The sequence below is a fragment of the Paraburkholderia sp. BGA-UO-ETr-F21 genome (genome assembly GCF_059567925.1).
Genome location: NZ_JCAQOY010000009.1, coordinates 137,895 through 163,416, shown reverse-complemented (window position 1 = coordinate 163,416; position 25,522 = coordinate 137,895). Strand labels below are relative to the sequence as shown.

Sequence of the window (25,522 nt, the reverse complement as noted above, 5' to 3'; positions counted from 1 at the left end):
CGCCGGAGGGAAAAGCACAAAGACGGAAAGCGCTTGACTACTGCTGGCATTCTCCGTCGATCAATTGCGGATGATGTCTTTGAGCGGGCGCTGGTCGAATGTGTCCAGGGGGTTTCAGCGTTCGCGACGCGTTCGCCCCTCAATGCCGCGAATGCGTGCTCAACGCAGCCACTTGCGCACGTCCTTTTCCCACTCCGGATCGCCGCAGCCTTGCGGGTTTTCCGGGCCAAGCACGGTAATGTAGCCGCGGCTCTTCATGCATGACTCGTAGGCGCGAATTTTCGTACATTGATCCTGGCCAGCGTTCTTCGAGACCGTTTTGCATTGCGCGATCGACCTGTCCATCGGACCGAAGTCCATATCGCTCGCCTGGTTGAGCATGGGCGCGTCGGCGCCTGACGCGGAAAACTCGACCGGGCCGGTTTGTGCGCAAGCATTCAGCAGACCGGTCAACGCCACGATGAAGAGAAGCTGAACACGTGGATGCATGGGCGACTCCTGCTCGAAAGAGGTTGCAAAATCATACGGTCGCATGGACAGCGGCAACGCGCTTCCCAAGCGGTTGCTTATGTGGCGTCTGCCTCCGTGCGTTTTCATTCCGCCGGTTCTTCGAATTTGTTCAACGGTCCCGGCAAAGCTTTGTCTTCGCGTTTTGTCCTCGCCCGATCCGCATTCCTGCGCAGCACCGCGCCGATCTCTTTCCACACAGGAAAACGCGGCGCAGCGTCTCCCGCATAGTTCGACCGGACGGCGGCGATCAGCCTAGCGGCATCCTGATCCTCTGCGGCGTCGATATTGTCGAAACGGGCCGGGCGGCCGAAGTCGCGTCCCCTATCCATCCACGCATATAACGCAGGAATGGTCCGCTGCCACTCGCCCTTACGCGCGGTCGTTGCCAGCTTGCGCCAGGCGAGCGCGTCGCTTGCCAGCCAGCGTTGGCGCGCGTCGCTGAACGCACGCTGACCTCGCCGAACGAACGACGCGACACGCGTGCGCAAGGAAATCAGAAGGATCAGACACAACACGACAAGACCACCGGCAATCGTTTCGCGTGCGTGGATCACGACGATTCTATGCGGCGTACCCTCGCGCATGGCTTCCAGAGGAATCTCGAACAGCGGCTTTTCCCGTACGGGAGCGGCCGAAAAACGCACCGCCGGCAACACGATCGTTTCCTTGCGCCGCGTGGTCGTGTTCCACCATTCGATCGTCACCGGCGGCAGGCTGAACGTGCCGCTGCGATCGGCCACGTAGCTCGCGCTGTCGGTGCGCTCGCCGGCGACGAGTCCCGCGCGATCTTCGACGATGTTGCGCGTCGCCGAAGGTCTCGCATAGCGCTTGAGTCCGGGCTCGTCCCCGAGTATCGCGGGTGGAATGAGCATCGACTCGGTGCCGGCGGCCCGTTGCGTAATCGTGCGCGTCAGCGGCGCGCCAACGGCGAGATGCGCCGGCGCCGGTTCGATTTTCTGTTCGACGGTGAGCTTGGGCGCGGCGAAAAATGGGCTCATGCCTTCGGCCCCGGGCGGCAATGTCGCGACGAACTTCAAGGCCGGCGTATTCACCTGGGCCGGTCCTTGCATGCCGCCGGGATACACCGTAATGGTCAGCGGCGCGATCTCGTAAGTTTTGCCGGCCTGCGGCGCGATCCGGTACGCGCGGCTCACGCCGAACCAGCGCGTGCCGTCGATGTCCTCCGAGAGGTTGTCGGCCTGCTCGTCGGGCAGGTTCACGATCGCGTCGGCGACGGTGAACAAAGGCCAGTTCGGCGCTTCGGTAAACCATGTAGTGGTCAGCAGATCGACGACGAGCTTGACCTCGCTGCCCGCCACGACCGGCCCGGCTGGTTCGAGATGCGCGCGCGCCATGATGCGCGGCGCGGGATCGGCCGCCGCGGCCCGGGCTGCAAGCAGGGAGACCAGCGACGAAAGCAGCAACGTCACGAGCAGCGCAGCGCTGCGTGGAAACCGCATCATGGCGCACCACCCGTCTTTGCCGCGGATTCCTGCTCGAAACGCTGTTGCAGAAAGACAGCGGGCGATGTGTTCAGATTGCGCATCCAGGCATCCTCGCTGGGACGCGGCGCCGCTTCGATGACCGCTGTCGTGCCCCTGCCCTTCTTCTTGTCCACCTGCACCTGGTCGGGCGGATCTTCCTCGGGATCGGCGTCGTTCTGTTTGTCTCGCGCGAGCAGCGTTTGCAGGTAAGCGCGATTGGCCGCGGCCTGGGCGAGTGACGGTTGCAGTTTGAGCGCGTTGTCGTAGGCCTTGATCGCGCCCGCGTAGTCGTCGAGATGCGCGAGCGTATTGCCGATATAGAAATACGACTGCGCCGACTTGAGACGCGAGAAGGTTTCGAGCGCGCCCGCGTAGTCCCCCGCCAGATACTGCGCGCGTCCCTTCCACATCGGATCGTCGAAACGCGCCGCAGCCGCCTTGTAGTTGCCGTGTTCGAGATGCCAGCGCCCTTGCTGGTCGTGCGTCGCGAACAGATCGAGCCACTGCCACGGCGCCGCTTGCGCCGGACGCGGCAGCGCGCCGAAGGCAAGCGAGATCAGCACGACCGGCAGCCACTTGACGGTCCAGCCGCGCCGGAAGCTCCACAACGCAAGCAGCAGCAATGGCAACACGAGCCAGTAGCCGCTTTCCTTCCAGCGCGGCTCGATCCTCGTTTGCTCCGCTTGCGCGAGATAGGCCTGCGCGCGATGCTGCACCCACGACACATCGTCGTCGTCCGCGCGCATGCTGGCGAGCGGAATGCCGGCGTCGCGCGCGACATGGCGGATCGCGTCGGCGTCGAAGGTGCCCAGCAGCGGATGACCTTCGGCGTCCATCTGGATCATGCCGTCGGGACCGCGAATCGGGCCGCCGTGCTCCGTGCCGACCGCGAGCCAGAGCAACTGGTGCCGCAGCGATTTCGCTTTCTGCACGAAGGCGTCCGTACCGTCTGCGTCGAAGCCGTCGCTCATGAACACGATCGTGCCTGCCGCCGGGTCATTCGCCAGAACCTGCTCGGCTACGTCGAGGCCGGCCGTCGCGTCCTTGCCGTCACGCGGCATCAACGCCGGCGACAGCGCGGGCACGTAGAGTTCGAGCATTGCCGGGTCTTCGGTCGGCGGCACCACGAGGTGGGCTGTCGCCGCGAACACGACGAGTCCGGTGCGCGCGCCTTTGCGCGCTCTCGCGAGATCGAGCACCTTCTGTTTCGCGCGTTCGAGGCGGGTCGGCGCAATGTCGGTGGCATCCATTGAATGAGCCAGTTCGAGTACGACCACGAGCGGCGCCTTGTCCTGATTGAACGGCGGACGCTCCTGCTGCCACGTCGGTCCCGCCACCGCAAGCGCGCCGATGCCGAGCAGGAGCGCCAGCGTATGGACGGGCTGAAGCACGCGCCGTTTCGTATCACCGACAATCAGATGTTCGAGCAAGGCTGGCGCAATCACACCGCGCCAACGCGCACGGACGTCGTTGCGGCGCAGCCAGACGAACGGCAGCAGGAGCGCCGGAATCAGCAACAGCAGCCACGCCGGCCGCAGAAAATGAAACGCCGTGAGGTCAATTTCCATGCTGCGCCTCGCTAACCGGCATACCTTGCGCGCGCCGCGCCCGCGCTGGCGAGCGCAGCAGCGCGATCAGCAACGCCAGCACGTGATAGAGCGCGAGAATGAATAAGCCCGCTGCGACCGGCACCCAGAAATAGTCGCGCTGCGGCCGGTAGATTTCCCGTTTGATTTTTTCGGGCGTCAGTTTGTCGAGCGTGGCGTACACATCGGCGAGATCTTTTTCCTGGCCTAGCGCACGAAATGCGCGGCCGCCGGTAATGTTCGCAATGTGCGCCAACGCGTCGAGGTCGACGCGATCCTCGCCGGTGGTGGCCGGGTCGCCGATGCCCACCGTGTGCACCACGAGCTTGTGCTGTTTTGCGATCTCGGCGGCCCGCTCGGGTGGGATTGCGCTGCTGGTGTCGTTGCCGTCGGTGAGCAGGATCAACACTTTCTCCTGCGCGTGCGAATCCGCCATCAGCTTGACCGTCAGGCCGATCGCGTCGCCGATTGCCGTGCGTGGCCCCGCCATGCCGATCTGCATCTGATCGAGCAGGATCCGCACGCTGTCGTGATCGAGCGTGAGCGGCGCCTGCGGATAAGCCGCGTCGCCGAACACCACGAGGCCGATGCGGTCGCCCTTGCGCTTCGCCACGAAATCGGCCACCACGCGCTTGACGGCACTCAGCCGGTCCATACGCTCGCCGGCCGGATCGACGAAATCGCGCGTGGCCATCGAACCCGACAGATCGATCGCAAGCATCAGGTCGCGTGCCGGTTCGTCGCGCACGATTGGCGGCTCGACGAACACGGGTTTCGCCGCGCCGGTCACGAGCAGTATCCACAGCACCGGCAGCAGCAAACGCAACAGCCAGTGGCGGCGCAGGCGCACACCGCCGGGCGCCGGTTTTTCTCCCGCGGCCTGCGCCATTTCGTGGAAGAACGGCACTCGCACGGCCATCGCCGTGCTGCGATACGCCGGCACCAGCCACCACACCAACACGGGCAGCGGCAGCAGCGCGAACATCCACGGAAAATCAAACTTCCACATGATGATGCTCGATCCAGTCTCGCGCGTGCCCGATCAGCGCGGCGGCGTCGTCCTGCGAAAGACGGGCGACCTGCTGCGGCGGTGCGTAACTTGCGAGGGTGAGCAGCGGGCCGGTTCGCGCGTCGAAGCGGCCACGCGTGCGGCGCAGAAAGTCGAGCCACGCGTCGCCGGTCAGCGACGCGACCTGCTCGCGCGGTGCGACTTCGAGCGACGTGCGTTTGAGGAGGCGAGGAATCGCGGCGAGCATGGCCGCGCGCTGCATCGGGTCCGCGTGGACAGACGCGAGACCCGCTTCGATGCCCGCCAGTTCCTTTAGCGCGTGACGCCGGTAACGCTCGCGCCGATAGCGCCGCCGGGCAGCCCATGACATCAGCAGGACGGCGCCGAGCAGCACGATTGCGACGAACAGCCAGCCAATCGTTTGGGGTGCGTACGATACCGGCGCGGGCAGCGGCAACTCCTGCAAGCCTTGCAGCTCCGCCGACGACCCGGCCGGAGCGAGCGTAGCGTTCGAGGTGCCGCTCATATGCCGCTCCCCCTGGCAGGCCGCGCGCGTTCGCCGAACAGACGGCGAACCTGATCGACGGCGGGTTCGTCGGTGGACAATGCCATGAGCGGCACGCCGCTCGTACGCAGCAATTCGGCCACTTCAGCCGCGCGTCCGCTGAACAGGCTCGACAGCGGCTCGCGCACCCGCTCCTGCTCGATGCGCAATTCGACCTGCAAGCGTCCTTCGCTGACCACCAGCGTATGGTGGCCAGGCATCCGCTGCCAGAGTGGATCGAAGATCATCGCCGCGACGACGTCGTTGTGCGCCGCGAGTTGCCGCAACAGGCGGCGCGTGCGTTCGCCCGCCCCGGCGAAATCGCTGACCACGCAAATCAGATAGTCATGCCCGGCAAGTTGAAGCACGCCTTCGAGCGCGGCGTCGAGCTGGTCGTACGCGGTTCTGGCTTCGCTTCCGGCATGCAGCGCGCCGTTCATCGCCGCGAGCGCGCCGAACAGGGTCTTGATGCGGCTGCGGCTGCGCAAGGGCTTGATCCGCGTGAGCTGGCTGTCGTTGAACAGCACACCGCCGACGCGATCGCCCGCGGCGAATCCCATCCACACGGCAAGCGCGGCGGCCTCGGCGGCCACGACCGATTTGAACGCGCGGCGCGAGCCGAAAAACATGCTCATGCGCTGATCGACAACGACCAGCAGCGGCCGGTCGCGCTCCTCGGTATAGGTGCGAACCTGCGGTTTGCCGAGCCGCAACGACGCCTTCCAGTCGATATGGCGGACGTCGTCGCCCGGCAGATAGCCGCGAATCTCCTCGAAGTTCAGGCCTCGTCCGCGCAGACGCGATGCGTGCGCGCCCGACAGCACGCTCGACACCGGCGCGGGCGCGACGAAACTCAGCCCGCGCGCCTGAAATTCGAGCTTCGCGAGATGCGCGGCGTCGACATACACGCTGCCGATGTCGGTCGAGGACAGCACGGCCATGCCACTCCTGCGCATTCAAAAGATACTGGGTTCAGGCCGGCACCGCGACCTTTTCGATCAGGCGGTCGATTACCCGGTCGGCGCTGATATTGTCCGCGTTGGCATCGTAGGACAGTATCAGCCGATGCCGCAGCACGGGATGAATGACGGCACGCACGTCGTCCGGCGTAACGAAACTGCGTGCCTGCAGCCACGCCTGCACGCGGCTCGCGCGGTCGAGGCCGATCGCGCCGCGCGGACTCGCGCCGACCTCGATCCACTTGCCGAGGTCCGCGTCGAGTTGCGCGCCGTGACGTGTTGCATTGACGATCGACACGATATAGTCGTCGATTGCGGGCGCAACGACAATCTGCCTGATTTGCTCGCGCACCGCGAAGATGATGTCCTGCGACAGCACGGACGGCGCCTCGGCGGACGCATTGCTCTCCTGCCGCAGCAGGCGCAGCATCGCGACTTCACTGTCCGGCGACGGATAGCCGATCAGCACTTTGAGAAGAAAGCGGTCCATTTGCGCTTCGGGCAATGGATAAGTGCCCTCCTGTTCAATGGGATTCTGAGTGGCCATGACGAGAAAAAGCGCGGACATGCGGCGCGTTTTTCCCGCCACTGAGATTTGCCGCTCTTCCATGGCTTCGAGCAATGCGGATTGAACCTTGGCCGGTGCGCGGTTGATTTCGTCCGCGAGAATCAGATTGCCGAAAATGGGACCCGGTTGAAAACTGAGCGTGCGTTCGCTGCCCGATTGCAGCAGCGTCTCCGCGCCGGTAATGTCCGACGGCAATAAATCCGGCGTGAACTGGATCCGGCTCATGGTTGCCGCGAGCCGTGTGGCAATGGCCTTGACCGTGCGCGTTTTGGCGAGTCCCGGCAGACTTTCGAGAAGCACGTGACCGTCGGCGAGCAACGCGATCAACACCTGCCGAACCACGGACTGCTGGCCCACGACCGCCTGATTCACACTCGCTTCGAACTGCAGAACGGTGTCGCGCATCGTGCTTTCTCTCTCCAGTCATTTATGTCAATCTGATTGGACGACCCGAATGCCCATGCCCGCTGTCAGACACGTTAATGCAATGGTCCGCATTCGTCAAAGTGTCTCACGTGCATGGTTAAAAAAAGATATGAAATGTCGTCAAAAAATTGCTACTCTGCAACTGCTTGTTTGCGCGAGTGCAGCATCGTTACTCTGTATCGCTAAGCTTGTCCCAGTCTTGAAATGCCAGGCTTGAAATAAAGAGTCGACCGTCATATACGACGACCCGGCCGTTTCACTCCATGAGAGAAAAGATGACGAGTGCAAGAGATCGAGGGCCCGCGAAGTTGTCACAGCCGTTGTCACGCCTGTCGTCACACCAGCACGGGGCGGCCGCAACCACTCTCTCGCGTTCCGGTGGCATGCGCAAACTTTTGCTATGGGGCACCCTGCTCGTCTTGCTCCCTGCTTGTGTCGGCGCCGCAGTCAGTTGGGCCTTCACGCCGCACACTCCCGCTCATTCAGCAATCGTCCTCGGCGACGGCACGCATGGCCCGCTCGGCATGGCGTGGGTGCCAGGCGGACAGTTCCTGATGGGTAGCGACGCCAAACAGGCGCAACCCAACGAGCGTCCCGCGCACAAGGTCAAGGTGCATGGCTTCTGGATGGACCGCCATCACGTCACCAACGCCGAATTCCGCCGTTTCGTCGAAGCCACCGGCTACGTCACCACCGCAGAGAAGAAACCCGACTGGGACACGCTGAAAGTCCAGTTGCCGCCCGGCACGCCCCGCCCGCCCGAGAGTGCGATGGTGGCGGGTGCCATGGTATTCGTCGGCACCAACCGCCCTGTGCCGCTAGATGATTATTCGCAATGGTGGCGCTATGTGCCGGGCGCCGACTGGCGTCATCCGACCGGGCCGGCCAGCAACATCATCGGTAAAGACGATCATCCGGTGGTTCAGGTCTCCTACGAAGACGCGCAGGCTTATGCGAAATGGGCCGGCAAGCGCTTGCCGACCGAAGCCGAATGGGAATTCGCCGCGCGCGGCGGTCTAGAGCAGGCCACGTATGCGTGGGGCGAACAGTTCTCGCCTGACGGCAAACAGATGGCCAATGTGTGGCAAGGCCAGCAGCCGCAGTCTTTCCCGGTCGTCAATCCGAAAGCCGGCGGCGCGCTCGGCACGAGCCCGGTAGGCAGTTTTCCGGCCAACGGCTACGGCCTTTCCGACATGACCGGCAACGCGTGGCAATGGGTTGCCGACTGGTACCGCGCGGATCAGTTCCGACGCGAGGCGGTGAGCACCAGCGCGATCGACAACCCGGCAGGCCCGCGCGATTCGTGGGACCCCGCCGACCCGGGCGTACCCGTTGGCGCGCCCAAGCGCGTGACACGCGGCGGCTCGTTCCTCTGCAACGAAACCTATTGCCTGAGCTACCGGCCCAGCGCGCGACGCGGTACCGACCCCTACAACAGCATGTCGCATCTGGGCTTCCGGCTGGTGATGGACGAGGACACGTGGAAGGAAGCCGGTGCCCGCCAGGCGTCGGCAAAAGCCGCCGGCGCGCCCGGCATCCCTGGCGGTTAGCGTACTGAACTGTTGTACTGGACTGTTGGTGAAACCCTGTGTTTCGCGCCTGCGATCTGTCGGCGCGCGTTGCGATTGACCGTGTGATCGAACCGGAGCCCGGATGCACCTGCGCCATCAGCCTGTGTGGTCGAGCCGTGCCTTGCGCCTGATACGCGTAGCGTGCGTTGCATTCAGTCTCGCGGGATGCGCCGCGCCGCACGACGGCGTCGCACCCTCCCCAACGACCGCGAACAATCCTGCCGCCGCATTGCCCTCATGGCGTGACACGCCCACGAGACACGCAATCCAGTCGTTCGTTGCCGACGTGACCCGTGAAGGTTCGCCGTCGTTCGTGCCACCTGCGGAGCGTATCGCCGTATTCGACAACGACGGCACGCTGTGGAGCGAACAGCCGCTGTATTTTCAGTTCGTCTTTATGCTGGAACAGGTAAAGGCGGCCGCACCGCAGCATCCCGAGTGGAAAAACAACCCGGCCTTCAAGGCGCTCATGGCGAAAGACTACGGGGCGCTCGCGAGCCAGCAGAAAGCGTTGCTGCAACTGGTCGCGCTCGCCAATAGCGGCATGACCGTCGACGACTACGACAATTCCATTCGCGCGTGGCTGGCAAGCGCACGCCATCCGAAATTCGGCCGGCCCTATACCGACCTTGTCTATCAGCCGCAACGGGAATTGCTCGCCTACCTGCGCGCCAACGGCTTCAAGACTTTCATCGTTTCGGGCGGCACGATCGAGTTCATGCGGGTCTGGGCCGAAAAGGCTTATGGCATTCCGCCCGAGCAGGTGATCGGCTCCAGCCAGCTCGTGCAGTACGAAGTGCGCAACGGCCAGCCCGTGCTCGTGCGCGAGCCGAAACTCGATTTCGTCGATGACGGGCCCGGCAAGCCCGTCGGCATTTATCGCAACATCGGACACAAGCCCATTCTCGCGTTCGGCAACTCCGACGGCGATCTGCAGATGTTGCAGTACACGGCCGCGAGCCCTCGCCGGCATCTCGCGTTGCTCCTGCATCACGACGACGCCGTGCGGGAATTCGCTTACGACCGCGCGTCGAAAGTCGGCAAGCTGGACAAGGCGTGGGACGAGGCCGTCGCCGACGGCTGGACGGTGGTGAGCATGAAAGACGATTGGCAAACCGTCTTTCCCGCACCGCAGCAGTGAGCGGCGGCAAGAAGCGGCGCGCGGCAAGTTCAGGCCGTGGGTTGCCGGCGGCCGACGAGGGGCGACCCCGTCACGCGCAGCAATGCGCGACGGGTGGATAAGAGTCAACTCCATTGGAGCGACACGATGACAAACCTGTTGAAACGAGGGCGTTACGCGTTGGGGGCTGGTGCATTAGCCCTTGCCGCGTTCGGTGCGGTGATTTATCCATCCATCAACGCGCCGGCCCAAACCCAACCGGCGGCCAAACCCGCTCCCACGAGCGCGCCACAACCGGCCGCGAAGTCTTCGGCCAAGCCGAACATTCTCGTGATTTTCGGCGATGACATCGGGCAGGCGAACATCAGCGCCTACACGCGCGGCGTGGTCGGTTACAGAACACCGAATATCGATCGCATTGCTAATGAAGGCATGATCTTCACGGATTACTACGCCGAGAACAGTTGTACGGCCGGCCGCTCTTCGTTCATCACCGGTCAGTCGCCGTTGCGCACCGGACTGTCCAAAGTCGGCGCACCGGGCGCGCCAGTCGGCTTGCAAAAGGGCGACATGACTATCGCCCAGGCGCTCAAGCCGCTCGGCTATGCAACCGGCCAGTTTGGCAAGAACCACCTTGGCGACAAGAACGAGTACCTGCCGACCAATCACGGCTTCGACGAGTTCTACGGCAACCTGTATCACCTGAACGCGGAAGAAGAACCGGAGCGCCCCTATTGGCCGAAGGACAAGAACGATCCGTATGTGAAGAACTTCTCGCCGCGCGGGGTGATTCATAGCACCTCGGACGGCAAGGTGCAGGACACCGGCCCGCTCACCACGAAACGCATGGAGACCATCGACGACGAAACCGGCGCGCACGCGGAAGAATTCATCCGCAAGCAGGTGAAGAACGGCACGCCTTTCTTCGTCTGGATGAACTTCACGCGCATGCACGTCTTCACCCACGTGCGCCCCGAGTTCAGGGGCAAAAGCGGCATGCCCGGCAATGAATATGCCGACGGCATGTGGGAGCACGATCAGGACGTCGGCAAACTGCTCAAGCTGCTGGATGACCTGAACATTTCCAGGAACACCATCGTCGTCTACACGACCGACAATGGCCCGAATCAGTTCTCGTGGCCCGACGCGGCGACCACGCCGTTCCGCAGCGAAAAGGACTCCAACTGGGAAGGCGCGTTCCGCGTACCGGCCATGGTGCGATGGCCGGGGCATATCAAGGCCGGCGAGACCTCTAACGGCATGTTCTCCGGGCTCGACTGGTTTCCGACGCTGCTGGCCGCCGCGGGAGACGGCGGCGTGAAGGACCGGTTGCTGAAAGGCTGGGCGCCTAAGGCGGGAGGCACGAGCTTCAAAAACCATCTTGACGGGTACAACCAGTTGCCGTTCCTGACTGGACAGACGACCCAGGACCCGCGCACGGAGTTCTTCTACTTCGACGACGACGGACAATTGGTCGCGATGCGCTGGGATCAGGATGGCAACGCCTGGAAGGCGGTATTTTGCGAGCAGCGTGCCAAGGGCAACCTCGACATCTGGCAGGACCCGCTCGTCTGTCTGCGGTTGCCCAAGCTGTTCAACCTCCGCATGGATCCTTATGAACGGGCGGACATCACCTCGGATCAATACAACGACTGGGTGACGAAGAACGTTTACCTGAACGGCATAGCGACGCTCAAAGCATCGGCATTCCTGCAGACCTTCGTCGATTACCCGCCGAGCCAGCGGCCCGCGAGCTTTAGCGTGGACGGTGTGCGCCGGCAGGTCGACAAGAAGATCGACGAGTCGTTCAAGAAGCGCGGACTCGAGTAATACGTTTCAGCAGGCGCCGCACTTGCCGGCTTCCATTGGCATGTGCGGCGCGTTTACGCTTCGGTTTTCAAGTCCATTCACCTCGTCTCGACGCACTGCATCCGCGCACATTATCCGATGACCCAAACGTTGGCTCACCGCGCCAAAAACTCTCGCCGAGAGCGTCGCGCACAAGAACGCGCACAGCGTCGCGCCGATCCGCGTGAACATGGGCCGGCCGACACGAACAGTCGCTCTGCTTCGCCTGCTTCTCCTGCATTGCCGATTGCGTGGCCGATGCTCCTGCTGTTTGCATCGGGCGCGGCGTCACTGATTTACCAAGTGCTGTGGATCAAGCAATTGGCGCTCGTCGTGGGCGTCGACGTGCAGGCGGTCACGACCGGTGTGAGCGCATTCTTCGCCGGTCTCGCGCTGGGCGGCTGGCTCCTCGGCAGGTTCGCCGATCGCATCTCGCGGCCGTTGCTGCTTTACGCCGCGCTGGAAGGCGGCGCGCTACTGCTGGCGGTAGCCGGCACAATTGCGCTAGCGCACGCGGCCGCGCCGTTCGCATGGCTGCAGGATCGCGCCGGGCCGCTCGCCTGGGCGTTGCCGTTTGCGCTGGTCGGCCTGCCCGCCGTGCTGATGGGCGGCACGCTGCCGGTGCTGATGCGCGCGCTGGGCCCTCGCGCGACACGGCTCGGCCGCGCCGGCGCGCGCCTGTATGCGGCCAATACGGGTGGTGCGATTGCCGGCACACTCGCCGCCGCCTTTGTGTTGATCCCGTCACTTGGCGTGCAAGGCAGCGCGTTCGCGGCCGCCGGGTTGAACGCGCTGGCCGCATTGGCTGCACTGCTCATTGGCCGTTTCGCTTCTGCACGCGAATCTGTCGATGGACAACCGCTCGAAACGGCCTCTGCCGATGAAACAGCAGTCGACCGGGCCGCGCCCGGCGCACGCCTCGCCGTCGTCCTCTATGCGTTCGCCGGCGGCATCGCGCTGGGTTACGAGGTCGTGTGGTCCCAACTGATCGTCCAGTTCATCAGCACCCGCAGCTTCGCTTTCGCGATCGTGCTCGCCACGTATCTACTCGGACTGACGCTCGGCAGCGCGCTCAGTTCGCGCCATGTCGATCGCGCGCGCGATCCGTGGGGCATGTTCGCGCTGCTGATCGTGGCCGCCGGACTCGTCGCGCTGCTGCAAGTGGCCGCGCTGGGCGGGTGGCTGCTCCAATGGCAAAGCCTCGCGCGCGAGGCAACCTTCTCCGCCACCGGCAGCCTGCTCGTCGCCATGTGCGCGGGCTTTGCGGTCGCGGCTGCGTGCGTCGTTTTCGTGCCCACGCTGTTGCTTGGAGCGGCGTTCCCATTCGCGTTGCGCGTGAGCGTGGATGCCCGGCACACTGGCCGCGATGTCGGCGCCGTGCTGGCGCTCAACACCGCGGGCGGTATCGCGGGCACGCTGCTCGCCGGCTTCCTGCTCGTGCCGGTACTCGGGCTGGTTCGTGCGCTTGCGGTGCTCGCGTTGCTCGCTGGCGCAGTGGCCGCCGTGGCCGTCTGGCGCGGTCAGGGCGTGCGGCGTGGCGCCCGCTGGTCCGTGCCGGTATTGGTCGCGGCCACCCTGTGTGCCGTGCTGCTCACGCCGGCGGATCGTCTCGCCAGCCTGCTCGCCGCCGCACGCGGCGGCACGCTGATCTCCTACGAGGAGAGTGCGGGCGGTACCGTGGCTGTGGTTGCACAGGGCGCGGGCCAGAAGCCGTTCCGGCGCCTCTACATTCAAGGCGTTTCTAATTCCGGCGACGCGATGACCTCGTTGCGCTACATGCGTCTGCAAGCGCTCCTGCCACTGCTGATTCACCGCGATACGCCGCGCAGCGCGCTTGTCATCGGACTCGGCACGGGCATCACCGGTGGTGCGTTGCTCACGTGGCCTCGCCTCGACCAACGCGTGGTCGCCGAGTTGCTGCCTGCGGTCGTACGCGCCGCGCCGCAGTTCAAAGGCAACTACGGTATCGGCACTGACCCGCGCGTCGACATTCGCCTGCGCGACGGACGGCGCGAGCTGCTACGCAGCAGCGAACGTTACGACCTGATCACGCTCGAACCACCGCCGCCCTCGGCGGCCGGCGTGGTCAATCTCTACTCGTCGGATTTCTACCGACTGGCGGCCTCGCGTCTGCGCACGGACGGTATCGTCGCGCAGTGGCTGCCGCTGCCGACCCAGAACGAAGACGACACGCGCTCCTTGATCCAGAGCTTCATCCAGGTGTTTCCGTATGCCGCGCTATGGACCACCGAGTTGCACGAGATGATGCTGATCGGCTCGATGCAGCCAATCGAACTGGATGTGCCGCGCATCGAGTCGCGCTTTGCTCAACCGCAGGTGGCGGCGTCGCTGCGCGAGGTCGGCGTGGCCACGCCGGCGGCGCTGCTCGCGACCTGGATCACCGATCGCGCCGGCCTCGCGTATTACACCGCGGATGCCCTACCCGTGACCGACGACCGGCCACGCATCGAATACGCGGCGTGGGTGCGGCGCGACGCTTTTCCGGACACGCTCGCTCACCTGCTCGCGCTTCGCGGCGAACCGCCGTTATCGCACGCCGATGACAAGTTCCGCGCGGCCTTAAACGCCGAGCGCGGCGCGCTGCAAAGCTTCTATGCCGCGGGCCTCGACGCATACCGTGGCGAACGTGATGCATGGTCTCGCGATATTGGCGAGGCATTGCAGGCGCAACCGGACAATCCCTACTTCCGTTGGTTCGTCGGCGACGAACCGTAGAGGCGCACGAGGGAGCCTCAGCATCGTTCCGTTGATGCGGTGACCCACTCACCGCTATCAAAAGAAAAGGACCTTACGTGCGACTACTGAACCGTATAGCCTTTGCCTTGCATGCAGGAGTCGTAAGCGCGCCAATACGTGCTCATTGCCGACTGCTGGTTAGCCTGCGCCGTTTGCGCCTGAGCGGCTTGTTGCTGACGATTGCGCACGCCACCGGCCACCGCACCAGCGGTCGCGCCAACTGCGGCGCCATGTCCTGCGTCGTTATTACTCACGTCGCCAACGATTGCGCCCGCCGCCGCTCCACGAGCCGCACCGCGAACGCGCGCGCCTGTCGGCCCCGATTGCGGCGCAGGTGTTTGCGCGACCACGGCCGGGTCGATGCCGGTGCTTTGCTTTGCCCATGAGTAGCAGGCTCCATCGTCCGAGGTCTGCTGCTGTTGGCTTTGTCCATGCGCGGGATAGACGGACGGTTTTTGCGCCAGTGCGAGCGCGCTCATACTGGCCATGATCACCACGGCGATTCGTTTCATAGAGGTCTCTCATTGGATTGAGCGTTCGAGCAGCAGTCCGGGCCGCGGATCGAGCGGCGAGGGAACGGTAGATTAGCTGACAGGGTGCCGAAAACGCTCAACGAAAATGAGTTTTCACATTAATCGATCGATATCGAGCTGCGCTAATATTTCGTCGTCCCACGCAATCGAAACCGCAAACGAAACGGGCACAGGCTGAGTCAATATGTATCTTGACCCCGCCTGGCTACCCGGCGACGATTTCACAGTTCCTCAAGCGACCTATGAAACCTGTGCACGAAACGCAAGAACATTGTTGGATAGGCTGAAGGTCGGCAAAAGCGCCACATGCGCCACGCCGCGCCACGCCACGCCACGCCGCTAATCCAACAACAAGGGAAACTCAACAAGAATTTATTTGAACAAAAGATTGCACAATTCGTGGGAAAAGGTTTATTAATCTTGCCATCATGCGCGGGCTGTCTGCAACACGATTCGGAGTCCGTTCGAAGCGCGATTGTCGCGGAACCTGCGCGGATCTCGAGCAGCAGTCCGCTGCACTGGTTAGCACCGCCACACATGGCCGATCGCTTCCCAGTGGTTTCCGATGTGGATGTCTCACGCACCGCACCCGTGCGCCATATACAACTTCCAACAGGGGAGACTTGATCGTGAATCGCTCCAGGGCATACCAGAGAAGATCGCGGATTCTTCTAGCCACACTCACCGTATTGGCCGGCGCACCGTTGTTCCTCGAGGTCGCGGTGCCTGCCGCCTACGCACAGGCGCCGGCAAAAATTTCGAACCAGCAACTGGACTCGCTCACGGCGCCAATCGCGCTCTATCCGGACGCCCTGCTCGCCCAGGTGCTGATGGCGTCCACCTTTCCGCAAGACGTGCCGGCGGCGGAGGCATGGGCGAAAGCCAATCCGAATCTCAAGGGTGACGACGCCGTGAAGGCAGTGGGGTCCGAGCCGTGGGATCCGAGCGTGCAATCGCTGGTGGCGTTTCCGCAAGTGCTGGCCACCATGGCGTCGAAACCCGACTGGGTCACGCAACTGGGCAATGCCTTCCTCGCTCAACCGAACGACGTGATGGACTCGGTGCAGCGTTTGCGCAAGCAGGCGCAGCAGGCCGGCAACCTGCAAACCAACCAGCAGCAGAAAGTGGTGGTCGAGCAGAGCACCATCCAGATCGTGCCGGTGAACCCTCAGGTCGTCTACGTGCCGACCTACAACCCCACGGTCGTCTACGGCGCGTGGCCGTATCCAGCCTATCCACCTGTGTATGTTCCGCCTCCGCCGGGCTACGCGGTGGCGAGCGGCCTCGCCGCAGGACTCGCGTTCGGTGCCGGCGTGGCGATCACCAGTTCGCTGTGGAGCAACGTCAACTGGAACAATCACAGTGTCAATATCAACGTCAATCAGTACAACAACATCAATGTGAATCGCCGGCTCGACGTCAACAGCAGCACGACGAACTGGAACCGTAATGCGTCTGTCAATCGTAACACCACAGCCAACGTGGGCAGCGCGCAGCGCGACGCGTATCGCGGGCGCGATACGTCGGCCTCGCGTGCACAGGCGCAGCAAACGCTGCAGAACCGCACCGGCCAGAACCTGGGCGGAACCGCAAGTGAGCGCGTGCAGGGTATCCAGCATGGCGGCAACAATGCCGCCAACGTTCGCAACAACGCGCAAAACGTGAACCGCGACAACGCCCTGCGCGGCGCGGGCGACGGCAGCGCCGCGAAGCAGGACATGCAGCGCGGGCAAGCAAGCCGCCAACAGTTGGCGAACAACCGCGGCGGCAATCCCGGCGCGAATGGCGGTGGTCAGCAGCGTGGCGGCAATCTGGGCGCGGGAGGCGGTGGCGAGCGCGCCGGCGGCGGCTTCGGTGCGGGCGGCGGTGGCGAGCGCGCCGGCGGCGGCTTCGGCGCGGGCGGCGGTGGACAGCAGCGCGGCGGCGGGTTGGGTGCGGGTGGCGGCGGCCAGCGTCACCTCGGCCGGCAACGTTGAACCGATCTCACAGGAGCCGCTCATGATCCGTATCCATACATTCCAGACCGTCGGGGCACGTCTTGCCGACACGCTTCCTCGCGCCTTCGGCGCTCTCAAGCCACACTTTGCGGGCAGCGCACTCGGGCTTGCCGCGCTCATGCTCGGCGCGTCGGCGGCGCAAGCGCAAGCCGTGTATCCGACAGCGGAGGCCGCGGCCAGCGCTTTCGTCAACGCGCTTTCCAGCAACGACGACACCGCGATGCAGCATGTGCTCGGCAAGGATTTCACGCACTTCATTCCCACCAAAAACGTAGGCGAAGACGATATCTACGAGTTTCTCGGCGCGTGGGCGGCAGGACACCAGATCGTCGACGATCCGGCGCCGCTCAACGGTCGCGCGAGCAAGCATCTCTCGGTCGGCAACAGTGGCTGGACGCTGCCGATTCCGCTCGTGCAAGCGGCCAATGGCTGGCGCTTCGATCCCGCTGCCGGCCGCGACGAAATCATGACGCGCCGCATTGGCCGCAATGAGCGCGCGGCAATGCTGACCTCCCTCGCCTATCTCGATGCGCAACACGACTACCAGGCATTGACCCAGCACTACGCGCAACGCATTCTCAGCACACCGGGCCAGCACGACGGCTTGTACTGGCCCACTGCGGAGGGTGAGCCGGCAAGCCCGCTTGGCCCGCTTGCCGCGGCAATGCCGCATGGCGGCTCCGTCTCGAAGGAGGGTTATCACGGCTATCACTTCCGCATTCTGAGCGCGCAAGGGCCGCATGCGAAAGGCGGCAGCCAGAACTACATCGAGAACGGCACGATGACCAAGGGCTACGGCCTTGTCGCGTGGCCCGCCGAGTATGGCAAGACCGGCGTGATGAGTTTTATCGTCAATCAGGACGGGCAGATTTACCAGAAAAATCTCGGGCCTCAATCGGCACGTACCGCGACCGCGCTCAAATCGTTCGATCCGGACCCGTCGTGGGAGGCCGTGCAACCCTGAACGGGGCATCTGCGTCGCCGGCGCCACCCAGCGTGTGGCGCCTCGCGCGCCGCGCCCGGGCAAAGAATGAACGCGGCGTGAACGCGAGATGATCTCGCGGCGAACACGGGGTGAACGCGGCTCGGCAGTTCGCCCCGCATCTCATTCAGGAGCGCGTGGCGAGCGGGAGCCAGGACGCAGGCAGTCACGCTTCGGAGCCCAGTCATGAATAGCCCGCAAGAACCCGTCCTCCCCCCCGATTTGCCCGATCCTGACATTGCGCCGCGGCGCAGTTGGCTGCCCTCGCTCGTCTGGGTCGTGCCATTGATCGCGGCGTTGATCGGTATCGCGCTTGTCGTCAAGTCCGTCACCGAACGCGGCCCGGCGATCACGATCGTCTTCGAGAACGCCGAAGGCCTCGAACCCGGCAAAACCCAGGTCAAATACAAGGACGTGGAAATCGGTTCGGTCAAGGCGATCACGCTGTCGAAAGATCAATCGCACGTGGAAATCGCCGTGCAACTCACCAAGCAGGCGGAAAACTTCGCGGTCAAGGACACGCGCTTCTGGGTCGTTCGACCACGCGTCGGCGCCACGGGCGTGTCGGGCATCGGCACGCTGCTCTCGGGCGCGTATATCGGCGTGGACGTTGGCCGCTCCAAACAAACGCAAACCCACTTCGTCGGACTCGAAACGCCGCCCCCCATCACCACCGACCAGAAAGGCCACCGCTTCATCCTGCATGGCGATTCGCTCGGCTCGATCGACATCGGTTCGCCGATCTTTTACCGGCGCGTGCAGGTGGGGCAGGTCTACGGCATCGCGCTCGACAAGGACGGCACGGGCGTGACCATGCAGGTGTTCGTCGCCGCGCCGTACGACCAGTACGTCGGCACCAATTCGCGCTGGTGGCATGCAAGCGGCGTCAATGTCCGGCTCGACTCGGCCGGCTTCGTCGTCAACACGCAGTCGCTCGCAGCCATTCTGGTCGGCGGCCTCGCATTCCAGACGCCACCGGGGCAGCCGATGGGCGTGCAAGCACCGGAGAAGACCGACTTCCGCCTCGCCTCCGACGAAACGGACGCCATGCGCGCGCCAGACGGCGTACCGGTGCGCGCCGTGATGAATTTCAACCAGTCGTTGCGAGGGCTTTCGGTGGGCGCGGTGGTCGACTTCCGCGGCATCGTGCTGGGCCAGGTGACGGACATTGGTGTCGAGTACGATCCGCAGACGCAGAGCTTCACGATGCCGGTGACGCTGAACCTGTATCCGGACCGACTCAGACGGCGCGCCCGCAACCAAACGATGCCGCAGGCCCGTTCGACCGCCAGCCACGACCTGCTGCGCCGTCTCGTCGAGCGGGGCCTGCGTGGACAGTTGCGTACCGGCAACTTGCTGACGGGCCAGTTATATATCGCGCTCGACATTTTCCCGAAGGCGGCGCCCGTCAAGTTCGATGGCAGCATCGAGCCGGTCGAGCTGCCGACCATTCCGAATACGCTCGACGCGCTACAGGTGCAGGTGGCCGACATCGCGAAGAAACTCGACCGGGTTCCGTTCGATCAGATCGGCGCGAACCTGAACACGTCGCTGAAAAACGCCGATGCGCTGTTCAATCGGCTGAACACCGAAGTCGTGCCGCAGGCGCGCGACACGCTCGCCGCCGCAAGGCAGACCTTTGGCTCGGCGGAGGCGACTTTGCAGCGCGACTCGCCGTTGCAGTCGGATGTGCACCAGGCGCTGCAGGAATTGACCCGCACGCTGCAATCGCTGAACGCGCTGGCGGATTATCTGGAGCGTCATCCTGAATCGCTCGTGCGCGGCAAACCTGGAGACAAGCCATGACATCGGCGCTGCTGAGACCGTTTGCCCTGCCCCACAACCTAACGAGCCAGGGCTACTCCGCCTCGCCGAACACCTCACACTGACGAACAGCCGCAAGCTCATCGCCCGCCCGCAACCACCCACAACCGCCCGTGACAACCCGCCAATCTGGCCGCATTGCCCGCTAGAATGACCGGCTTTGCCCGCTTCAGCCGCGCCACAAGGCAAAATACGGGTTTTGCGCGCGCCAACCGCGCCGCGCTCCCCGATCAATCAGACGTCGGCGACCGGCATGCCGCCGGCCTTTGCCAACCCGCACAACGGCGGCCCACGCAGGCCCGGCGCGGCTTCGCGGCCCGTCGCGTGCGGCGCAGCCAGGACAGCTCGTCCTTTAACAGAGCACCTCAGGAGCATTTATGACCGATTCGAACCCATCCTTCCTCGGCAGGATTTCCCTGGCCGTGAGCACGTTCTTCCGCATTCTCGGCGATGGCGAATTCGCCGCCGGCGTCTTGCGTTTGCGCGAGGGCGGCGCTGCCGCCAGCGCCGCGCCCGTACCGGCACCCGCGCCGGCGCCCGCCCCCACGCCGAAGCCCGCGCCCGTGCTGAAAGAAGCCAGCCCCGACGCCGCCCTGCAACTGCTCGGCCTGCTGCAACGCGACGCGCGTTTCATCGATTTCGTCGAGGAAGACATCAAGAGCTACAGCGACGCCGACATCGGCGCGGCCGCGCGCCTCGTGCACGACGGTTGCCGCGCGACGCTGCGCGAGCACTTCACGATCCGCCCGGTGCGTGACGAAGCCGAAGGCAGCCGCGTCACGCTGGCCGAAGGTTTCGACGCCGCTTCGATTCGCCTGACCGGCAATGTGGTCGGCCGCGCGCCGTTTAACGGCAGCATCAGCCATCGCGGCTGGCGGGTCGAGGAAGTGCGTCTGCCGAAGCTCGCGGACAGTCACAACGCCAAGGTGATCGCACCGGCAGAGGTGGAGCTATGAGCGACGCACGCCAGTCACGTTACGCCATCGGCATCGATCTCGGCACCACGCATTGCGCACTCTCCTATGTGGACACGAGCGCGAGCGACGGCGAAAAAACCACCCAGGGCGTGCTGCCGATCGCCCAGCTCACGGGTCCGGGCGCGATCGACAACCTCGATCTGCTGCCCTCGTTTCTCTATCTGCCGCATCCGGACGAACTCGCCTCGGGCGACCTCTATCTGCCGTGGACCGGCCAGCGCGAATACGCCGTCGGCGAGTTCGCCCGCAGCCGCGGCGCGGCCACGCCGATCCGGCTCGTGTCGAGCGCGAAAAGCTGGCTGTGCCATCCGGGCGTCGACCGGCGCGCCGCGATCCTGCCCAACGACGCGCCGCCTGAAGTCGCACGCGTCTCGCCGCTCGAAAGCTCGGTGCGCTATCTGACGCACTTGCGCGAAGCGTGGGACCACGCGCATCCCGACGCACCGTTCAGCGAGCAGGACATTACGGTGACGATCCCGGCATCGTTCGATCCGGCCGCACGCGAACTGACCGCCGAAGCGGCCGAGGCCGCCGGCTACGGCAGCATGACGCTGCTGGAAGAACCGCAAGCCGCGCTGTATAGCTGGATCCAGAAGAGCGGCGGCCAGTGGCGCAAGCAGGTCAAGGTCGGCGACATCATTCTCGTGGTGGACGTGGGCGGCGGCACGACCGACCTCTCGCTGATCGCCGTGATCGAGCGCGAAGGCAATCTCGAACTGCATCGCGTCGCGGTGGGCGAACACATTCTGCTCGGCGGCGACAACATGGACCTCGCGCTCGCGCACGTGGTCGCGCGCAAGCTGGCCGCCGCCGGCACCCAGGCCGACGCGTGGCAACTGCGCGCCCTCACCTATGCATGCCGCTCGGCCAAGGAAACGCTGCTCAGCGACCCGGCTACCGACACCGTGCCGCTCGTCGTGCCGAGCCGCGGCTCGAAGCTGATCGGCGGCTCGATCCGCACTGAACTCACGCGCGCCGAATTGACCCAGACGATTCTCGAAGGCTTCTTCCCGCAAGTGGAGAGCGCCGCGCGTCCGGTGAGCCGCGCGCGCGCCGGTCTGACGCAGCTCGGCCTGCCGTATGCGCAGGACGCTGGCATCACGCGGCACCTCGCGGCGTTTCTCGGCCGTCAGGTGGGCGCGCTCGCCGAACTGGAAGGACTGCGCGACATCGCCACGGCGGAAAACGCGAGTTTCCTGCATCCCACGGCGGTGCTGTTCAACGGTGGCGTGTTCAAGTCGCCGCTGCTGGTCGAACGCATCATGGGCACGCTCAACAACTGGCTCGGCGCGGAAGGCGCGGCGCCGGCGCGGCTGCTCGAAGGCGCCGATCTCGACCTCGCCGTTGCGCGCGGCGCGGCCTATTACGGTTACGTGCGACGCGGCCAGGGCGTGCGGATTCGCGGCGGCACGGCGCGCGCGTACTACATCGCGATCGAATCGGCGATGCCCGCGGTGCCCGGTCTCGAACCGCCTATTCAGGCACTGTGCGTCGCGCCGTTCGGCATGGAAGAAGGCACCGAGGCCGAGCTGCCGGCGCAGGAATTCGGCCTGGTGGTCGGCGAGCCGGTGCATTTCCGCTTCTTCGGGTCGTCCGTGCGACGTCAGGATCAGGTCGGCACGCTGCTCGACTTCTGGGGCCCCGAGGAATTGCAGGAGCTCGAAGAGATTCAGGCAACGCTGCCCGCCTCTGGCCGCACCGCCGGCGAAGTGGTGCCGGTGAAGCTGCATGCGCGCGTCACCGAAGCGGGCACGCTCGAACTCGAAGCCGTGCCGCGCGGCACTGACGAGCGCTGGAAAGTCGAGTTCGACGTGCGCGGCAACGCGAATGCATGAATGAGATGAAGCGGTACAGCGTCGGTATCGATCTGGGCACCAGCAACACGGTGCTCGCCTATGCGGAGGCGGGGTCGCAGCTCATTCGCGTCTTCGAGATCGAACAACTGGTAAGTCCCGGCGAAGTGGCCGCGCGGCCTCTGTTGCCCTCGGTGCGCTACCACGCGGCGCAGGGCGAACTGAACCCCGGCGATCTGCAATTGCCGTGGTCCAGTGCGGATCAAACTGGCGCTCGGACAAAAGCGCACGCAGAAGCTCAAGCAAACGCCCAAGCCGAACCACCGCCCGTCGTGATCGGCCGGCTCGCGCGCCTGCTAGGCGCTCAGGTGCCGGGGCGGCTCGTGACGAGCGCGAAGAGCTGGCTCTCGCATGCATCGGTCGACCGCGTCGCGCCGATCCTGCCGTGGGGCGCTGCCGACGATGTCCTCAAAGTCTCGCCGGTCGAAGCCAGCGCGAGCTATCTGGCGCACGTGCGCGCGGCCTGGAACCACCGTTTTCCGGACGCGCCGCTCGAGACTCAGGACGTGGTGCTGACGGTGCCGGCTTCTTTCGACGAAGGCGCACGCGCACTGACCGTGCAAGCCGCGCGCATGGCCGGCCTGCACGATCTGAAGCTGCTGGAAGAGCCGCAAGCGGCGTTCTACGACTGGCTGTTTCATCATCGCGAGCGGCTTGCAAGCGAGCTCGCAAACACCCGCCTCGTCCTCATCTGCGACGTGGGCGGCGGCACCACCGACCTCACGCTGATCGAAGTCGGCCTGAAAGACGGCGAGCCGCAGCTCACGCGTATCGGCGTGGGCAATCATCTGATGCTCGGCGGCGACAATATGGATCTGGCGCTCGCGCATCTGGTGGAAGCGCGGCTGCCGGGCGCGGACCAGGCGAGCGGGCGCGCGCGTTTGTCGGCGGCGAGCCTGTCGCAACTGGTCGAGCGTTGCCGCAACGCAAAGGAACAGTTGCTCGGCCCGCAGGCGCCCGACTCGACGTCGATCACCCTGCTCGGCGCGGGCGCGAAGCTGATCGGCGGCGCACGCACGGTGCAGGTCACGCGCGATGAGGTCGAGCGAATCATCGTCGACGGCTTCTTTCCGGCGGTGACGTCGCACGAACGGCCCGGCAGGCCGCGTGGCGCGATCGTCGAATTCGGCCTGCCCTATGCGACCGATGCCGCGGTCACGCGTCATATCGCGGCGTTTCTGAACCGTTTCGCGGCGCAGTCGCGTAAAGCGCTGGGCGCGGAGTCGTCCGGCTCGCCGCAACTCGCCGACGAACACACGCTGCCCGTGCCCGACACGCTGCTTCTGAACGGCGGCGTGTTTCGCGCCGATGCGCTCACGCAGCGTCTGGCGAGCACGCTGGGCGCGTGGCGCGGCGAAGCGCTCAACGTGCTGCATAACGACAATCCCGACGTGGCCGTTGCACGCGGAGCGGTCGCCTATTCACTCGCGCGAGCGGGCAACGCGCCGAGAATCGGCGGCGGCTCGCCGCGCAGCTACTTTCTCGTGCTCGACGAAGCCGGCGACGGCAAGCAAGAAGCCGAACCGGTGCCACGCGGCATCTGCCTGCTGCCGCGCGGCACGGAAGAAGGCCACGAGATCCTGATCGCGGATCGCACCTTCGCGTTGCGCCTCGGACATCCGGTGCGTTTTCACCTGGTCTCGTCGAGTGCGGACACGGTCTATCAGCCCGGCGAGCTGATCGATCTCGCAAGCGGCGACTTCGTTCGCCTGCCGCCGATCGCGACCATCGTGCAGCCGCGCGGCGCGAGCACCGCACGCGAAACCGCGGTGCAGATCGCGACGTCGCTCACCGAAGTGGGCACGCTCGAAGTCCACTGCATCGAACTGGGTAATCCCGCGCAGCGCTGGCTGCTCGAATTCCAGTTGCGCCGCGAAGACGCGCAGGTGAACTTGACGGCCGATGCCGCTCAAGCCCGCCATCCCGCGCTCGACGAGGCGATCGAACAGATCGACCGCAGCTTCGGTTCGCGCGCGCAGAAGGTCGATCCCAAAGAAGTCAAGCGGCTGCGCTCACAACTCGAACACTTGCTGGGCCCGCGCGAGAGCTGGAACAGCGCGTTGCTGCGTGAACTGTTCGGCGCGCTGTGGGAACGCGCGCGGCGTCGGCGCCGCTCGGCGGATCACGAACGGCTCTGGCTGAATCTGGCCGGCTATTGCGTGCGGCCGGGCTTCGGTTATCCGCTCGACGAATGGCGTGTCGAACAACTCTGGTCGCTCTTCGACGACGGCATCCAGTACGTCAACGAAGGCCAGGTCTGGTCGGAATGGTGGACGCTCTGGCGTCGCGCCGCGGGCGGCCTCGACGAGAGCGCGCAACTGCGTGTACTCGACGCGATGGCGTATCTGCAAAAAGCCGCGCACTCGCGCCACAAGCTGCCGTTCGACGTGGCGAAAACCGGCTTCACCGATATGGTTCGCCTGAGCGCATCGCTCGAACGGATTCCTGTGGAGCGCAAGATCGAACTCGGCGAGTCGGTGCTGACCCGTTTGAAGAAGGCCACGGAAAATCATCAAAGCTGGTGGGCGGTCGGGCGTATCGGTGCGCGTCGGCCTTTCTACGGCAGCGCGCACAGCGTCGTGCCACCGGAGATTGCCTCAGCGTGGCTCGACGCGATACTCGCGCTCGACTGGAAGAAGGTCGATCCCGCCGCGTTTGCCGCCGTGCAGATCGCTCGCATGACCGGCGACCGCTCGCGTGATTTGCCCGAAGACGTGCGCCGCACGGTGGTGCGCCGGCTCGAAGCGGCCAACGCGCCGCGCGCGTGGATCACGATGGTGAACGAGAGTGTGGAGCTCGATAACGCGGACGAAGGCCGCGTGTTCGGCGAGTCGCTACCGGCAGGGCTGAAACTGATCGCGAGCTGAAACATGCGCGACCGGCGCGGCTCGACGTTTGGGCGCGCTTTCGCCGCAAGTGAGTTCCTGCGGTTCCTGCGGATCTTGATCGCGCGACAGGATCTTCAGGCGTCGGG

The 25,522-nt window shown here is 64.9% G+C and carries 18 protein-coding genes; 10 read left to right on the top strand and 8 right to left on the bottom strand.

The features are described 5' to 3' along the window. Nucleotides 1–159 precede the first annotated feature (159 nt). From AC57B1_RS08860 to AC57B1_RS08830, 7 genes are all read right to left on the bottom strand, one after another. Nucleotides 160–489: a hypothetical protein gene (locus tag AC57B1_RS08860; protein ID WP_496417278.1), complete on the bottom strand. Its 330-nt coding sequence runs from the start codon at nt 487–489 to the stop codon at nt 160–162. A 104-nt stretch (nt 490–593) separates the two neighbouring features. Continuing rightward, nucleotides 594–1,973, bottom strand: coding sequence for a hypothetical protein (locus AC57B1_RS08855; protein ID WP_496417277.1), 1,380 nt, complete (start codon nt 1,971–1,973; stop codon nt 594–596). Next, nucleotides 1,970–3,562, bottom strand: a complete 1,593-nt coding sequence (locus AC57B1_RS08850) for a vWA domain-containing protein (RefSeq protein ID WP_496417276.1) — start codon at nt 3,560–3,562, stop codon at nt 1,970–1,972. The genes AC57B1_RS08855 and AC57B1_RS08850 overlap by 4 nt, the downstream gene beginning before the upstream one ends. Then, nucleotides 3,552–4,589: a vWA domain-containing protein gene (locus AC57B1_RS08845; RefSeq protein WP_496417275.1), complete on the bottom strand. Its 1,038-nt coding sequence runs from the start codon at nt 4,587–4,589 to the stop codon at nt 3,552–3,554. The genes AC57B1_RS08850 and AC57B1_RS08845 overlap by 11 nt, the downstream gene beginning before the upstream one ends. Then, the gene (locus AC57B1_RS08840; protein ID WP_496417274.1) at nt 4,576–5,115 is read right to left on the bottom strand and encodes a DUF4381 domain-containing protein; all 540 of its coding nucleotides are present in this window, start codon (nt 5,113–5,115) and stop codon (nt 4,576–4,578) included. Before AC57B1_RS08840 ends, AC57B1_RS08845 begins: the two co-directional genes overlap by 14 nt. Then, nucleotides 5,112–6,074 (bottom strand): DUF58 domain-containing protein, encoded by a 963-nt coding sequence (locus AC57B1_RS08835; RefSeq protein WP_496417273.1) that lies wholly within the window; start codon nt 6,072–6,074, stop codon nt 5,112–5,114. Before AC57B1_RS08835 ends, AC57B1_RS08840 begins: the two co-directional genes overlap by 4 nt. A 31-nt stretch (nt 6,075–6,105) precedes the next feature. Continuing rightward, nucleotides 6,106–7,065 (bottom strand): AAA family ATPase, encoded by a 960-nt coding sequence (locus AC57B1_RS08830; protein ID WP_496417272.1) that lies wholly within the window; start codon nt 7,063–7,065, stop codon nt 6,106–6,108. Nucleotides 7,066–7,469: 404 nt separating this feature from the next. Between AC57B1_RS08830 and AC57B1_RS08825 the strand changes: the two genes are divergently transcribed. The 4 genes from AC57B1_RS08825 to AC57B1_RS08810 all read left to right on the top strand — a co-directional run bounded on the left by AC57B1_RS08825 (nt 7,470) and on the right by AC57B1_RS08810 (nt 14,361). Further along, nucleotides 7,470–8,636, top strand: coding sequence for a formylglycine-generating enzyme family protein (locus AC57B1_RS08825; RefSeq protein WP_496417271.1), 1,167 nt, complete (start codon nt 7,470–7,472; stop codon nt 8,634–8,636). Between the two features lie 103 nt (nt 8,637–8,739). Continuing rightward, nucleotides 8,740–9,798 carry an HAD family hydrolase gene (locus AC57B1_RS08820; RefSeq protein WP_496417270.1) on the top strand — a complete coding sequence of 353 codons (1,059 nt, stop codon included), beginning with the start codon at nt 8,740–8,742 and terminating at the stop codon, nt 9,796–9,798. 126 nt (nt 9,799–9,924) lie between these two features. Further along, entirely contained in the window at nt 9,925–11,607 is a 1,683-nt protein-coding gene (locus AC57B1_RS08815) for an arylsulfatase (RefSeq protein WP_496417269.1), read from the top strand. Nucleotides 11,608–11,883: 276 nt separating this feature from the next. Continuing rightward, complete coding sequence (locus tag AC57B1_RS08810) at nt 11,884–14,361, top strand: fused MFS/spermidine synthase (protein ID WP_496417268.1); 2,478 nt, start codon at nt 11,884–11,886, stop codon at nt 14,359–14,361. A gap of 83 nt (nt 14,362–14,444) precedes the next feature. On the opposite strand, the gene AC57B1_RS08805 is transcribed toward AC57B1_RS08810, so the two are convergent. Next, nucleotides 14,445–14,894, bottom strand: a complete 450-nt coding sequence (locus AC57B1_RS08805; RefSeq protein ID WP_408298006.1) for a YMGG-like glycine zipper-containing protein — start codon at nt 14,892–14,894, stop codon at nt 14,445–14,447. Between the two features lie 650 nt (nt 14,895–15,544). Here AC57B1_RS08805 and AC57B1_RS08800 point away from each other — a divergent pair. From AC57B1_RS08800 to AC57B1_RS08775, 6 genes are all read left to right on the top strand, one after another. Beyond that, the gene (locus AC57B1_RS08800) at nt 15,545–16,891 is read left to right on the top strand and encodes a DUF3300 domain-containing protein (RefSeq protein WP_496417267.1); all 1,347 of its coding nucleotides are present in this window, start codon (nt 15,545–15,547) and stop codon (nt 16,889–16,891) included. 22 nt (nt 16,892–16,913) lie between these two features. Beyond that, nucleotides 16,914–17,876 (top strand): DUF2950 domain-containing protein, encoded by a 963-nt coding sequence (locus tag AC57B1_RS08795; protein ID WP_496417266.1) that lies wholly within the window; start codon nt 16,914–16,916, stop codon nt 17,874–17,876. A gap of 204 nt (nt 17,877–18,080) precedes the next feature. Further along, nucleotides 18,081–19,700 (top strand): PqiB family protein, encoded by a 1,620-nt coding sequence (locus tag AC57B1_RS08790; protein WP_496417265.1) that lies wholly within the window; start codon nt 18,081–18,083, stop codon nt 19,698–19,700. Nucleotides 19,701–20,095: 395 nt separating this feature from the next. Further along, complete coding sequence (locus tag AC57B1_RS08785) at nt 20,096–20,674, top strand: DUF2760 domain-containing protein (protein WP_408298014.1); 579 nt, start codon at nt 20,096–20,098, stop codon at nt 20,672–20,674. Further along, entirely contained in the window at nt 20,671–22,530 is a 1,860-nt protein-coding gene (locus tag AC57B1_RS08780; protein WP_091793959.1) for an Hsp70 family protein, read from the top strand. Before AC57B1_RS08785 ends, AC57B1_RS08780 begins: the two co-directional genes overlap by 4 nt. Further along, nucleotides 22,527–25,415: an Hsp70 family protein gene (locus AC57B1_RS08775; protein WP_496417264.1), complete on the top strand. Its 2,889-nt coding sequence runs from the start codon at nt 22,527–22,529 to the stop codon at nt 25,413–25,415. The genes AC57B1_RS08780 and AC57B1_RS08775 overlap by 4 nt, the downstream gene beginning before the upstream one ends. Nucleotides 25,416–25,522: the final 107 nt, after the last annotated feature.

What these genes read in the sequence shown, in the direction of transcription:
- AC57B1_RS08860 (WP_496417278.1), bottom strand. Translation starts at nt 489, where the DNA reads ATGCATCCACGTGTTCAGCTTCTCTTCATCGTGGCGTTGACCGGTCTG.
- AC57B1_RS08855 (WP_496417277.1), bottom strand. Translation starts at nt 1,973, where the DNA reads ATGATGCGGTTTCCACGCAGCGCTGCGCTGCTCGTGACGTTGCTGCTT.
- AC57B1_RS08850 (WP_496417276.1), bottom strand. Translation starts at nt 3,562, where the DNA reads ATGGAAATTGACCTCACGGCGTTTCATTTTCTGCGGCCGGCGTGGCTG.
- AC57B1_RS08845 (WP_496417275.1), bottom strand. Translation starts at nt 4,589, where the DNA reads ATGTGGAAGTTTGATTTTCCGTGGATGTTCGCGCTGCTGCCGCTGCCC.
- AC57B1_RS08840 (WP_496417274.1), bottom strand. Translation starts at nt 5,115, where the DNA reads ATGAGCGGCACCTCGAACGCTACGCTCGCTCCGGCCGGGTCGTCGGCG.
- AC57B1_RS08835 (WP_496417273.1), bottom strand. Translation starts at nt 6,074, where the DNA reads ATGGCCGTGCTGTCCTCGACCGACATCGGCAGCGTGTATGTCGACGCC.
- AC57B1_RS08830 (WP_496417272.1), bottom strand. Translation starts at nt 7,065, where the DNA reads ATGCGCGACACCGTTCTGCAGTTCGAAGCGAGTGTGAATCAGGCGGTC.
- AC57B1_RS08825 (WP_496417271.1), top strand. Translation starts at nt 7,470, where the DNA reads ATGCGCAAACTTTTGCTATGGGGCACCCTGCTCGTCTTGCTCCCTGCT.
- AC57B1_RS08820 (WP_496417270.1), top strand. Translation starts at nt 8,740, where the DNA reads ATGCACCTGCGCCATCAGCCTGTGTGGTCGAGCCGTGCCTTGCGCCTG.
- AC57B1_RS08815 (WP_496417269.1), top strand. Translation starts at nt 9,925, where the DNA reads ATGACAAACCTGTTGAAACGAGGGCGTTACGCGTTGGGGGCTGGTGCA.
- AC57B1_RS08810 (WP_496417268.1), top strand. Translation starts at nt 11,884, where the DNA reads ATGCTCCTGCTGTTTGCATCGGGCGCGGCGTCACTGATTTACCAAGTG.
- AC57B1_RS08805 (WP_408298006.1), bottom strand. Translation starts at nt 14,894, where the DNA reads ATGAAACGAATCGCCGTGGTGATCATGGCCAGTATGAGCGCGCTCGCA.
- AC57B1_RS08795 (WP_496417266.1), top strand. Translation starts at nt 16,914, where the DNA reads ATGATCCGTATCCATACATTCCAGACCGTCGGGGCACGTCTTGCCGAC.
- AC57B1_RS08790 (WP_496417265.1), top strand. Translation starts at nt 18,081, where the DNA reads ATGAATAGCCCGCAAGAACCCGTCCTCCCCCCCGATTTGCCCGATCCT.
- AC57B1_RS08785 (WP_408298014.1), top strand. Translation starts at nt 20,096, where the DNA reads ATGACCGATTCGAACCCATCCTTCCTCGGCAGGATTTCCCTGGCCGTG.
- AC57B1_RS08780 (WP_091793959.1), top strand. Translation starts at nt 20,671, where the DNA reads ATGAGCGACGCACGCCAGTCACGTTACGCCATCGGCATCGATCTCGGC.
- AC57B1_RS08775 (WP_496417264.1), top strand. Translation starts at nt 22,527, where the DNA reads ATGAATGAGATGAAGCGGTACAGCGTCGGTATCGATCTGGGCACCAGC.